The organism is Neotabrizicola paludis (genome assembly GCF_044142105.1).
Classification (GTDB): domain Bacteria; phylum Pseudomonadota; class Alphaproteobacteria; order Rhodobacterales; family Rhodobacteraceae; genus Pseudogemmobacter.
In genome coordinates this window covers 45,504-57,788 of the sequence record NZ_JBGTYM010000011.1, presented here as the reverse complement: position 1 = coordinate 57,788, position 12,285 = coordinate 45,504, and the positions used below count along the sequence as shown (strand labels likewise).

The 12,285-nt window shown below is 63.4% G+C and carries 13 protein-coding genes; 9 read left to right on the top strand and 4 right to left on the bottom strand.

Going from position 1 to position 12,285, the window contains the following annotated elements:
* Position 1 precedes the first annotated feature (1 nt).
* The 3 genes from ACED67_RS19210 to ACED67_RS19200 form a co-directional block, all read right to left on the bottom strand.
* On the bottom strand, positions 2–331 hold the full coding sequence (locus ACED67_RS19210; protein ID WP_395543345.1) for a hypothetical protein: 330 nt from the start codon (positions 329–331) through the stop codon (positions 2–4).
* A 109-nt stretch (positions 332–440) separates the two neighbouring features.
* A complete protein-coding gene (gene groL, locus ACED67_RS19205; protein WP_395543344.1) occupies positions 441–2,078 on the bottom strand; it encodes a chaperonin GroEL in 1,638 nt (545 codons plus the stop codon).
* A gap of 67 nt (positions 2,079–2,145) precedes the next feature.
* Positions 2,146–2,433, bottom strand: coding sequence for a co-chaperone GroES (locus ACED67_RS19200; RefSeq protein WP_395543343.1), 288 nt, complete (start codon positions 2,431–2,433; stop codon positions 2,146–2,148).
* A 195-nt stretch (positions 2,434–2,628) separates the two neighbouring features.
* Here ACED67_RS19200 and ACED67_RS19195 point away from each other — a divergent pair, with 195 nt between their 5' ends.
* From ACED67_RS19195 to ACED67_RS19160, 8 genes are all read left to right on the top strand, one after another.
* The gene (locus ACED67_RS19195) at positions 2,629–3,636 is read left to right on the top strand and encodes a TraB/GumN family protein (protein ID WP_395543342.1); all 1,008 of its coding nucleotides are present in this window, start codon (positions 2,629–2,631) and stop codon (positions 3,634–3,636) included.
* Between the two features lie 49 nt (positions 3,637–3,685).
* Positions 3,686–4,327 (top strand): glutathione S-transferase family protein, encoded by a 642-nt coding sequence (locus ACED67_RS19190; RefSeq protein ID WP_395543341.1) that lies wholly within the window; start codon positions 3,686–3,688, stop codon positions 4,325–4,327.
* Positions 4,328–4,553: 226 nt separating this feature from the next.
* Positions 4,554–5,474: a manganese-dependent inorganic pyrophosphatase gene (locus ACED67_RS19185; protein ID WP_395543340.1), complete on the top strand. Its 921-nt coding sequence runs from the start codon at positions 4,554–4,556 to the stop codon at positions 5,472–5,474.
* Between the two features lie 78 nt (positions 5,475–5,552).
* The gene (locus tag ACED67_RS19180; RefSeq protein ID WP_395543339.1) at positions 5,553–6,440 is read left to right on the top strand and encodes a TIGR01459 family HAD-type hydrolase; all 888 of its coding nucleotides are present in this window, start codon (positions 5,553–5,555) and stop codon (positions 6,438–6,440) included.
* 139 nt (positions 6,441–6,579) lie between these two features.
* Positions 6,580–7,032 (top strand): MaoC family dehydratase, encoded by a 453-nt coding sequence (locus tag ACED67_RS19175; protein WP_395543338.1) that lies wholly within the window; start codon positions 6,580–6,582, stop codon positions 7,030–7,032.
* Between the two features lie 34 nt (positions 7,033–7,066).
* Positions 7,067–7,990, top strand: coding sequence for a bifunctional riboflavin kinase/FAD synthetase (locus tag ACED67_RS19170; protein ID WP_395543337.1), 924 nt, complete (start codon positions 7,067–7,069; stop codon positions 7,988–7,990).
* 44 nt (positions 7,991–8,034) lie between these two features.
* The gene (locus tag ACED67_RS19165) at positions 8,035–8,487 is read left to right on the top strand and encodes a YcgN family cysteine cluster protein (protein ID WP_395543336.1); all 453 of its coding nucleotides are present in this window, start codon (positions 8,035–8,037) and stop codon (positions 8,485–8,487) included.
* Positions 8,487–9,512 (top strand): threonine aldolase family protein, encoded by a 1,026-nt coding sequence (locus ACED67_RS19160; RefSeq protein ID WP_395543335.1) that lies wholly within the window; start codon positions 8,487–8,489, stop codon positions 9,510–9,512. Before ACED67_RS19165 ends, ACED67_RS19160 begins: the two co-directional genes overlap by 1 nt.
* Before the next feature lie 670 nt (positions 9,513–10,182).
* Here the strand turns inward: ACED67_RS19160 and ACED67_RS19155 are convergent.
* Positions 10,183–11,055, bottom strand: a complete 873-nt coding sequence (locus ACED67_RS19155; RefSeq protein ID WP_395543334.1) for a fatty acid desaturase family protein — start codon at positions 11,053–11,055, stop codon at positions 10,183–10,185.
* A 237-nt stretch (positions 11,056–11,292) separates the two neighbouring features.
* Here ACED67_RS19155 and ACED67_RS19150 point away from each other — a divergent pair, with 237 nt between their 5' ends.
* Positions 11,293–12,213, top strand: a complete 921-nt coding sequence (locus tag ACED67_RS19150; protein ID WP_395543333.1) for a LysR family transcriptional regulator ArgP — start codon at positions 11,293–11,295, stop codon at positions 12,211–12,213.
* The last annotated feature ends 72 nt before the right edge of the window (positions 12,214–12,285 follow it).

Below are 12,285 nucleotides of genomic sequence, written 5' to 3'. Positions count from 1 at the left end.
GTCAGAGCGCGTAGCTGAAATGCCCAGTCCACCAGCCCGCATCGCTGGAAAACCGCGCGGCCAGCTTGACCAGGCCCGCCAGCAGGCCCAGCGGTCCAAGAACCAGCGCAGCGCTGCGCAGCCCGCCCTCGGATGCGGATTTCAGCACCTGCATCAACAGGACGGCAAGGCAGATCGTCATCGCCAGATCGAGGCCCAGTTCCAGATAGACCAGGCTTGCCGGATCATATTCGTCGGCCGTCACCACCACAGCGCTCGCCGCCCCGAAGATCAGGACAACGCTCATGAAGATCACGATGTAGAGGGGCTGCTTCGCCGTCTGTTGCGCCATCCCGCCATCTCCGCTGTCTCTGCCGGCATCCTGCGCCCTTCCCGGCCGCGGCGCAAAGAAAAAGGGCGGCCCGAGGGCCGCCCTTTCCCATCCCTGTGCAGGGGCTGGATCAGAAGTCCATGCCGCCCATGCCGCCGCCGGGCATCGCCGGAGCCGCAGCCTTGTCGGCCGGCTTGTCGGCGATCATCGCCTCGGTGGTGATCAGGAGCGACGCAACCGAAGCCGCGTCTTCCAGAGCGGTGCGGGTCACCTTGGCCGGGTCGATCACGCCAAACTTGAACATATCGCCATATTCTTCGGTCTGGGCGTTGAAGCCGAAGTTCTTGTCCTTCGACTCGCGGATCTTGCCCGCGACCACAGCGCCGTCGACGCCGGCGTTCTCGGCGATCTGGCGCAGCGGGGCTTCCAGCGCGCGGCGGACGATGGCGATGCCGGCGTCCTGGTCGCTGTTGGCGCCCTTCAGGCCTTCCAGAACCTTGCCGGCCTGGATCAGCGCCACGCCGCCACCGACGACGATGCCTTCCTGCACGGCCGCACGGGTCGCGTTCAGGGCGTCATCGACGCGGTCCTTGCGCTCTTTCACTTCGACTTCGGTCATGCCGCCGACGCGGATGACGGCAACACCGCCCGCCAGCTTGGCCACGCGCTCTTGCAGCTTCTCGCGGTCGTAGTCCGAGGTGGTTTCCTCGATTTGCGCCCGAATCTGGCCAACGCGGGCTTCGATCTCGGCCTTGTCGCCAGCGCCGTCGATGACGGTGGTGTCGTCCTTCTTGATGATGATCTTCTTGGCGCGGCCCAGCATGTCCAGCGTGACATTCTCAAGCTTCATGCCCAGATCGTCCGAGATCACCTGGCCGCCGGTCAGGATCGCGATGTCCTGCAGCATGGCCTTGCGACGGTCGCCGAAGCCCGGAGCCTTGACGGCGGCGATCTTCAGGCCACCGCGCAGCTTGTTGACGACCAGCGTGGCCAGGGCCTCGCCTTCAACGTCCTCGGCCACGATGACCAGCGGGCGCTGCGACTGGATCACCGCTTCCAACAGCGGGACCATCGGCTGCAGCGACGAAAGCTTCTTCTCGTGCAGCAGGATATAGGCGTCTTCCAGGTCGGCAATCATCTTGTCGGCATTGGTGACGAAATAGGGCGACAGGTAGCCGCGGTCGAACTGCATGCCTTCCACGACATCGGTCGAGGTTTCCAGGCCCTTGTTCTCTTCGACGGTGATCACACCCTCGTTGCCGACCTTCTGCATCGCGTCAGCGATCTGGCGGCCGATTTCCGATTCGCCATTGGCCGAGATCGTGCCGACCTGCGCGACTTCGGCGCTGTCATTGACCGGGCGGGCCGCGGCCTTGATCGCTTCGACGACCTTCGAGGTCGCCAGGTCGATGCCGCGCTTCAGATCCATCGGGTTCAGGCCGGCTGCGACCGACTTCATGCCTTCGCGGATGATGGCCTGCGCCAGAACGGTGGCCGTGGTGGTGCCGTCGCCGGCCTCGTCATTGGTGCGGGAAGCAACTTCCTTCACCATCTGCGCGCCCATGTTCTCGAACTTGTCGGCCAGTTCGATTTCCTTGGCGACGGTCACGCCGTCCTTGGTGATGCGCGGCGCGCCGAAGGATTTGTCGATCACCACGTTGCGGCCCTTCGGGCCCAGGGTCACCTTGACCGCATCGGCCAGGACATTGACGCCACGCAGCATGCGGTCGCGGGCATCGGTATCGAAACGAACGTCTTTCGCACCCATTGTGCTACTCCTCGAATTTCAGGTTGATGTTGGGAAGTCGGAAGACCGGGCCTGCGCCCTGCCAAACTCAGCCGATGATGCCGAGGATGTCCGATTCCTTCATGATCAGAAGCTCTTCGCCGTTCAGCGTAACCTCGGTGCCCGACCACTTGCCGAACAGGACGCGGTCGCCAGCCTTGACCGAGGGGGCGATCAGCTCGCCCGAATCCTTGCGCGCGCCTTCGCCGACCGAGACGACTTCGCCCTCGGCGGGCTTTTCCTTGGCGGTATCCGGGATGATCAGCCCGCCCTTGGTCTTTTCTTCGGATTGGACGCGGCGCACGAGCACGCGGTCATGCAGCGGTTTGAAAGCCATCTGGTAACACTCCCTAGGTTCCAGGTTGAATGCCGTTAGCACTCACAAGTGGCGAGTGCCAACACACACGTTGAGATAGGCAAAGCCCTGCGACCTGTCAACGGGCAGCCCTGCTCCCGCGGCAAATTTGCTGCTGCCCCTTTCCCCGGCGCCGTTCGGATGCCACTTTGACCTCTTGCCTCAGTGGAACCCGCCATGCGTCTTGCCCAAGCCCTTGCACCTCTTGCTTTCCTTGTCGGCCTTGCCTTGCCGCTTGCCCCTGTCGCGGCCAGCGCCGAATGCAAGGGCCGCGACCTGATCGCCACAATGGCCCCCGAAGAACGGGCGCGGATCACCGCGCTGGCCGATGAACAACCCTATGCCAACGGGAATCTCTGGTCGGCCCGGCGTGGCGCGGAAAGCCTTGTGCTGGTCGGCACCTATCACCTTGACGATCCGCGCCATCAGGCGACGCTCACGGTGCTGTCCCCCTATCTGGAAAAGGCCAGCGCCCTTCTGGTCGAGGCCGGACCGGATGAGGAAAAGGCGCTGATGGACCATGTCGCCAAGGACCCGTCGGCCATGTTCATCACCGATGGGCCGACCCTTCTTGAAAGCCTGCCCGCCGAGACCTGGAACCGCCTGTCGCGCGCCATGGCAGAACGCGGTGTGCCGGGCTTCATGGCCTCGAAATTTCAGCCCTGGTACGCCACGGTCGTTCTTGCCATTCCGCCCTGCGCTGTGGCGGACATGATCGATCCCAAGGGTCTCGACGGGCTTTTGATCGACGCCGCGCAGACGGAGGGCGTGCCGGTCAAGGCGCTGGAACCCTATGACACGGTGCTGAAACTCTTCGGCGGGCTGACCGAGGCAGACCAGATCGCAATGATCGAGCAGACGCTGGCGACCGAGGATCAGGCCGAGGATTTCGCGGCCACTTTGGTCGAGGCCTATTTCCGGGGCGAAAGCCGCCTGATGTGGGAAATGATGCGCGACCTCTCCTATGGCCAGCCGGGGATGACGCGCGAACAGGTCGATTCGGATTTCGCCCTGATGGAAAAGCTTCTGATGGATGACCGGAATCGGGCATGGATTCCGGTCATCGACGCCGCAGCCGCCGAGGGTCCGCTTGTCGTGGCTTTCGGCGCGCTGCACCTGCCGGGCCGGAATGGCGTCCTGAACCTTCTTGCCCAGGACGGCTGGACCATCTCGCCCCTGCAATAGGGCGGGCGCAGCATGACCCTGCGCCCCTAAAGAAAGACGGAGGAGCAACATGACCGACCTGACCATCTGGACCTATGACTGGGTTCCCCCTGGCCCGCGCGGCTTTGTTCGCGACCTGCGTCTGCGCTGGGCCTGCCGCGAGGCGGGCCTGCCCTATGCGGTGCGCACCGTCGAATTCGACGGGCGCGAGACCAACCATCTCGACCGTCAGCCCTTCGGGCAGATCCCCTATCTTGACGATGGCGACATCAAGCTGTTTGAAAGCGGCGCGGCGCTTCTTCATCTGGCACGCGACAGCGAAGTTCTGATGCCGATCAGCGCCCGGGGCGCAGCCGAGACCCTGCAATGGACCATCGCCGCGCTGAATTCGGTCGAGATGGTAACCGTGCCCTGGTGGTTCCTCACCCTCTCGGGCAGCACCGACAATCCGCTGACCGAATGGTTGACCCGGCGGCTCGCGCATATCGAGCGCGAATTGTCCGAACGCGACTGGCTGGCTGCGGGGCGCTTCACGGTGGCCGATCTTCTGATGGCCGATGTGCTGCGCGTCCCCAAGGTCCGCGCCTTTGGCACCCGCCCCGCGACCGAGGCCTATATCACGCGGATCACCGATCGCCCGGCCTTCCGCCAGGCCCAGGAAGAACAGCTTGCCCATTTCGAGCAGGCCGAGGCGGCGCGCGCGACCTCCTGAGCCGTCTTTCGGACCGGGCGCGCCACCCGCCGCCCGGCCTTGAGGCGCAGAAGTTAAGATTTGGTAAACGTCAGAAATCAAAATATTGATTTCATTACATATCCTGATTGTCTCACCGTGGGACAGGCAGCCGCGCCCTTCCACTTGGGGCGCGACCCCGCGCCGGGGTGACAATTTCCCTGCCCTCGGCTACAAGCCGCGCCAAATCCAACCGATGAGAGCCCCCATGACCACCCTCGTTTTCGGCCATAAAAGCCCCGACACAGATTCCACCGGCAGCCCGATCGTCTGGGCCTGGTATCTGACCGAAGTGAAGGGCACCCCCGCCAAGCCGGTGCTTCTGGGCGAACCCAACACCGAAGCCGCCTTCGTCCTCAAGCATTGGGACCTGCCCAAGCCCGAGATCGTCACCGGCGTCGCGGCCGGCACTTCGGTCGTGATCGTCGACACCAACAACCCGGCCGAACTGCCCGAGGGCATCAACGACACCAAGATCGAGGCGATCATCGACCACCACATGCTGGTCGGCGGCATCAAGACCAAGACGCCCATCGACATCACCATCCGCCCGCTCGCCTGCACCGCCACCGTCATGCATGACCTGATGGGCGCCGATCTGGGCAAGGCCCCGAAGGCGATCAAGGGCGCGATGCTGTCCTGCATCCTCTCCGACACGCTGGAATTCCGCTCGCCCACCACGACGCCGCATGACAAGGCCGTGGCCGAGAAGCTGGCCGCCGATCTGGGCGTGTCGATCCCGGCCTATGCGGCCCAGATGTTCGAGGCCAAGTCCGATGTCTCGGCCTTCTCGGACGAGGCGCTGCTGCGCATGGATTCCAAGGAATACAATATCGGCGGCAAGGAGCTGCGGGTCTCGGTGCTGGAAACCACCGCGCCCAAGCTTCTCCTGGACCGCAAGGCCAGCCTTATGGCGGCGATGCCCGGCGTGGCCACGGCGGACGGCGCCGACCAGGTGCTGCTCTTCATCGTCGATATCCTCAAGGAAGAAGCGACCCTTCTGGTGCCGAACGATCTGGTCAAGGGCATCGCCGAGGCGTCCTTCGGCGCCAAGGTCTCGGGCGATACCGTCGTCCTGCCGGGGATCATGAGCCGCAAGAAGCAGATCCTTCCCGCGCTGAAGATCTGAGGCGCTGGCGGATACAACCGGGGGCTTTGCCCCCGGTCCTCCAGGATATTTGAAAACAGAAGAAAGCAGGAGGCCCACATGGCCGAGATCATCGCGTCACTGGCCGGTATCGGAGCGCGCTATGACGCGGTCTTCTGCGATCTCTGGGGCTGCCTGCACAATGGCCACACGCCCTTTCCCGCGGCCGTCGCGGCCCTGCAGGGCTATCGCCGCGCGGGGGGCACGGTGGTGCTGCTGACAAACTCGCCTCGACCCAAAGCCTCGGTCGTGGCGCAACTGGACGGGATGGGCGTGCCGCGTGACGCCTGGGACGAGGTGGTGACCTCGGGCGATGCGGCGCAATTCGCCATGCTCTCGGGCGCGGTGGGCCGCCGCGTTTTCCATATCGGCGCTGAGAAGGACGAAGCCTTCTTCACCGATTTCGCCACCGATCTGATGGATTACGCCAAGGCCCAACCGCCGATCACCCGCGTGCCGCTGCGTGACGCCGAAGGCATCGTCTGCACCGGCCTACGCGACGATATGGTCGAGACGCCAGAGGATTACCGGGTCGAGCTACTGCTGGGCAAGACGCTGGGCCTGCCGATGCTCTGCGCCAACCCCGACATTGTCGTGGATTTTGGCGACAAACGCCTCTGGTGCGCTGGCGCCCTGGCGCGCGATTACGAAGCGATGGGGGGGCGGGCGCTGTATTTCGGCAAGCCCCATCCGCCGATCTACGACCTGGCCCGCCGCCGCCTGGGCGCGCTGCGCAAGGGAGAACCCCAGATTCTCTGCATCGGCGATGGGATCGCGACCGATGTGCAGGGCGGCATGGCAGAGGGCCTGGACACGCTGTTCATCACCGGCGGCATCGACGCGGCCGCTTTCGGCCCCGATTCGAACCACCCCGATCCGACCCTGCTGGAACCCTGGCTGGTGGCCCGGCAACTGTCTGCCACCTTTGCCATGGGTCATCTTCGCTAGACTGCAAAGATCGGCGGAGCAACATAGTTACGGCATTAGACCTTCTGGAGTTAAAATATTTCGCTGCGGAATTGCGCCGCGCCGCAGCATCTGCTAGGGTCCCCGGCAGTTCCAAAGGGTATGCCCCAGGATGGCCGAGATGTTCGACACGACCCACAACCAACCCCGCGGCACGATCTGCATCGAGGATCTCGAGATCGGGATGGCGCGCTCTCTGACCAAACAGATCACCGATCGCGACATCGAACTTTTTGCCGAGGTCTCGACCGACCGCAATCCAGTGCATCTGGATGACAGCTATGCTCAGGACACGATCTTCGAAGGCCGTATTGCCCATGGCATGCTGACCGCAGGCCTGATCTCGGCCGTGATCGGCGAGCAGCTTCCCGGCCATGGCACGGTCTATCTGGGCCAGAGCCTGAAATTCCTGGCCCCGGTGCGGCCCGGCGATGTGGTGACCGCCGAAGTTAAGGTGCTGGCGATTGACCATGCCAAGCGCCGGGTGACCCTTGAAACCCTCGCTTCCGTGGGCCATACGCTGGTCCTGAAGGGCGAGGCGCTGGTTCTGGCGCCCAGCCGCAAGTTCGACTAGGGCGCGGCCCGCGCTCTGCCCCGCGGGAGAGCGCATGCGCATTCACCAGGACTGGCAATGGCTTGCCCCAGACGCCCGGGGCGCGTCCTGCGCGCTGGGCAATTTCGACGGCGTGCATCTTGGCCATCAAAGCGTGATCGAACTTGCGCGCGGACGGGCTCCTCTGGGCGTCGTGACCTTCGAACCCCATCCGCGGCAGTTCTTCCAACCCGACGCCGCCCCGTTCCGGCTGATGAATGCGGAATCGCGCGCGAACCGGCTGGCGAAGCTGGGCGTCGAGCATCTGTTCCAACTTCCCTTCAACAAGGCACTGGCCGGCCTATCGCCCGAAGCCTTCGCCGCCGAGGTTCTGACCAAGGGTCTGGGCATCAGCCATGTCGTGGTGGGCGCCGATTTCTGCTTTGGCAAGGGCCGCGAGGGCAAGGCGACGGACCTTGCCGCTTTGGGCGAAAGGTTCGGGTTCCGCACCACGATCGCGCCCATCTTGTCTCTTTCGAATGTCGAAATTTCCTCGACCGCCATTCGTACGGCCCTGACAGAAGGCCGCCCGCGCGATGCCGCCGCCATGCTGGGCCATTGGCATCGCATCGACGGCGCGGTGCTGCATGGCGAGAAGCGCGGGCGAGAGCTGGGCTTCCCGACCGCCAATATGGCGCTGAACGGGCTGCACCTGCCGAGGTTCGGCGTCTATGCGGTGGAAGTGGATGTGCTGACCGGTCCGCAGGCCGGGCGCTATCAGGGCGCGGCCAGCCTGGGCGTGCGGCCAATGTTCGCGGGTGAAGTGCCGAACCTTGAGACCCATCTGCTCGACTTCAAAGGCGACCTCTACGGCCAGCACCTCTCGGTCGCGCTGGTCGACTATCTGCGGCCCGAAATGAAGTTCGACGGCCTGCCCGGTCTGATCGCGCAGATGGAGGCCGACTGCGCGCGGACGCGCGAAATCCTTTCGGCGCTATAGGCCCACCCCTTCCCTTTTTCGCCGCCCCGGCGCAGGTTGCGGCGATGGAAAAGATGCGGCCGAAATTCTGGGAAACCGTTCCCCTCGCCAAGATGACCTCCGCCGAATGGGAGGCCTTGTGCGACGGCTGCGGCAAGTGCTGCCTGAACAAGCTGGAATATGACGACACGGGCGAGGTGGTCTACACCTGCGTCGCGTGCCGCCTGTTCGACGATGCGACCAGCGGATGTTCGGACTATGCCAACCGCAAGACGCACGTGCCCGAATGTGTCGTGCTGACGCCGAAGACGCTGAAGAAAAGCGCCTACTGGATGCCGTCGACCTGTGCCTACAAGCTGCTTTGGCAGGGCCTGCCCCTGCCCGACTGGCACCCGCTTGTCACTGGCGATCCTGACAGCACCCATCGTTCCGGCCATTCCATGCGCAATCGCACGGTCTCGGAACTGACCGTGCCCGAGGAAGACTGGGAAGAATATCTGATCGAGGAAACGCCCTGATGCATTTCGCTTCTGACAACAGCTCGGGCGTCGCGCCCGAGATCATGGCCGCGCTGGCCGCCGCGAATGACGGCTATGCGCGCAGCTATGGGGCGGATGCACTGATGGAGCGGGTGACGGCACAGATCCGTCAGGTCTTCGAGGCGCCCGAGGCGGCGGTCTTTCTCGTCGCGACCGGCACGGCCGCCAATGCGCTGTCTGTGGCCCTGACCTGCCCGCCCTGGGGCGCGGTCTTCTGCCATGACAAGGCCCATGTGGCCGAAGATGAATGCAACGCGCCTGAATTCTTCGCGGGTGGCGCGAAGCTTGTTCTGGTGTCCGGCGATCATGGCAAGATGACGCCTGCGACCCTTGCCCCCGCGTTGGCGCGCATCGGGGCGGGCGGCGTGCATTCCTTGCAGAAGGGGATGCTGACGGTGACAAATGTCACCGAGGCCGGCACGGTCTACACGCCCGCCGAAATCGCCGCCCTGACATCGCTGGCACGGGCCAAGGGTCTGCCCTGCCACCTTGACGGTGCACGCTTCGCCAATGCCATCGTTGCGACCGGCGCCACCCCTGCCGAGATGACCTGGAAGGCGGGGATCGACCTTCTTTCGTTGGGCGGCACCAAGAATGGCTGCATGGGCGTGGAGGCGGTGGTGATCTTCGATCCCGCCCGCGCCTGGGAGTTCGAGCTGCGCCGCAAGCGGGCCGGGCATCTGTTCTCGAAACATCGCTTTCTGTCGGCGCAGATGGCGGCCTATCTGGAAGACGGGCTTTGGCTGAGGCTGGCAACGCAGGCCAATGCCATGGGCGCAAGGCTGGCGCAGGGCCTGGCCCGGATCAACTCGGTCACGCAGGCCCATCCGGTGCAGGCCAATATGATGTTCCCGGAATGGCCCGGGGGCACGAATGCCCGGCTTCAGGCCGCTGGCGCGCAATATTACGCCTGGCCGCTGGCCGAAGGCCGCGAAGGCGCCCGGCTTGTGACAAGCTGGAGCACCCGCGAGGCGGATGTCGACCGCTTCCTGTCCGCCTTCTGAGACCCTACTATTCTTGGATCAGGCGCTCATATGGCGCGGCACCCATCCTGCGGTGGGGCTGGGTAAGCCAGCCAACGCCGTCGGGGGGTTTGGATGGCTTCGGTTGGTATCCTCGGAGAAATCAACGCCCCCGCCGATAGCTCGGGCGGGGGCGCCTGCCTGGGCCGATCGGACAGGATCGGGCCGGAATTCCCCTCGGCACCGCGATGGCGGGCCTTTCGATACTATGTGATGCGCCGCGGCAGAACGCGCGCCCACCTCAACTCGTCACTTGGCCAGTACGAAGAAAGACAGGTCACAACAGATAAGTGGCCGAACAGAACTTGGCAAAACACTGCACTGGTACGGAAACGTAAGCTGGCCGCGCGAGGGGTTCGGCGCGGCCGTTACTCGTTACGGGGTCACAGTCACAAAAGTTACACATCTTGCATTCATACATAACTTTCTAATGGCACATTAGCAAGTCTAATATTTCTCTATGCGGGAAACAGACTATTGCGAGACACGCGCCGGGCGGTGCGAATGAGAAAATGCCCGCCCCGCTCGGGCGGGCAGCGCTACCATGAAAAAGTCACAGTCAAAGGAAGGGCTGGCGGGCGCTTGCCCGGGGTCTCGGCCGCATTCCGGGCCAGATCCCGCAATGCCGCCCGCCAATCACGCACGCATCGTCTTAGTGTGCGCGGTCGAATTGCGCCGTCGCCAATTGCGGCTCGCGGGGCCGAACCGCCGCCGGAGTGCTGCGGTAGCTCGGATCCTTGCACAGCTCTTCATGAACCGTGTGAAGATGCCGCGCCGGGATCTGGGGGAAAAGATGATGCACGAGATGGTAGGAATCGTTGCGCGGAAAGAACAACAGGCGCACCAGTGTCGGCGCCAGAACATTGCGCGAGGCCTGCAGCTCGTCATCCGCCCCGACCAGCCCGGCATGATCCAGGCAATCGGTCCAGAAGTTGATCGTCGGGTAGATGTAGAACAGCGGCAACACGGCGAAGATCAGGGCCGCCAGCGGGTTCACGATCAGGAACACGCCGATCGCCGCAAGCAGCGCCAGCCGCATCGCCACGAAACCGCGCCCGTCCTCGGCCGACAGGTTGATCCCCGTATACATCGGAAGATGGCGCAACGTCAGCGGCGTCAAAAAATGGCGCAGGATCGTGCGCGGGGTCAGCGGCTCGTGCAGGCCGAACTTCTCGATCAGTCCGAACTCGGCATCATGCTCATAGTCGCCATTGTTGGCATGGTGCGACAGGTGGTCGTCACGATACTTGCGGAAGCTCTTCATCAGCAGGGCGGTGCAGAAGCGCCCGATCCGCACATTATCCTGACGCTGCTCGGCAAAGGTCGAGTGGCTGCATTCATGCACGATATTGTTGATCCCGCGCCACCGCGTGCCGATGAAGAAGGCGAGCGTGACCATGGCGGCGACCGACCAGAAAGACAACTGGAGGGAGAGCAGATGCGTTCCCAGGGCGATCGCCCCCAGGATGAGCGCCACATAGCTGGCGACCACCATCCAGGCAACGGCGCGCGTGTAGCGCGACATCCCAAGAAAACGGCGAATGTATGTCCTTCTTAAGACCTGACCTGACATGATGCCCCCATCTTTGCCACAATTTTACCCAAATGCCTGAAGAAATTAAACAGTTTAGGCATCACATTTATCATTTTTCAACAATGCATCAGCTAAGCTAATGCACATTCAGCAAAGCCCTTGATAGCCGTTAAGATTGTAGTATTAATGATGGGGGTGCATAAGGGTTGCTTATGCCGCGAGGTGAAGATGTCCCGCATCGACTATGACTCTCTGACGATTCTTGCTGCGGTTGTGCGCGAGGGCAGCTTCGAAGCGGCCGCAAAATCGATGAACGTGACCCAATCTGCGGTCAGTCAGCGAATCAAGCAGCTCGAGGACAAGGTGGGGGTCGTGCTGGTCGCGCGGGGGCGTCCCTGTCTGCCGACAGATGCGGGACTGCAATTCTGCCGTCATGTCGAGCAGGTCACGCTGTTGCAGCAGGAACTGGCCGAGCGGATGCGCGCTCTGGTTGGCGGCGAGGATACGCAGGCCGCCACGGTGCGCATTGCCGTCAACAATGACAGTCTGGCCACCTGGTTTCCCAATCTGATCAAACGGGCGACGCAGGAGCTGGACATCCGCTTCGACATCTTGCCCGATGACCAGGAACATACAGAAGACAGCCTGAAATCTGGCGACGCCCTGGCCGTGATCACCACGCTTGAAGCGCCCGTGCAGGGCTGCCAGCGCATCTCGCTGGGGGCAATGGACTATGTGGCCGTCGCCTCGCCCGAACTTTACCGGCGCTCCTTCGCCTCCGGCGTCAATCTCGACACCCTGCACAATTCGATCTGCCTTGCCTTCAATCGCAAGGACACGATTCAGGATCAGTGGATGGAGATGTGCTTCGGCGGCACAGTGCCGCTGTCCACCCATTTCGTGCCCTCTTACGAAGGTTATCTCAACTGCTGCCTCAAGGGCGCTGGCTGGGGCCTGGTGCCGGTCATTGCGGGTCAGCCCTATATCGACCGGGGAGAACTGGTCGAGTTGAGCCCAGGCAAGGAAGTTCGGGTCTCGCTGCATTGGCAGGCCGGGATGCAGTCAAGCGAGATCCTGCGGCGGCTTGGCAATCTTGTGCTTGAAGAGGCCCGAACCCATCTGCGCCCGGACATTTTCCGTCCCGACTAGGTCGCGCCCTCGCAGGCTTCCATCGTCAGCGCCACCTCAGCCTTTCCCTTTGGATGGCACATTTGCGCCATA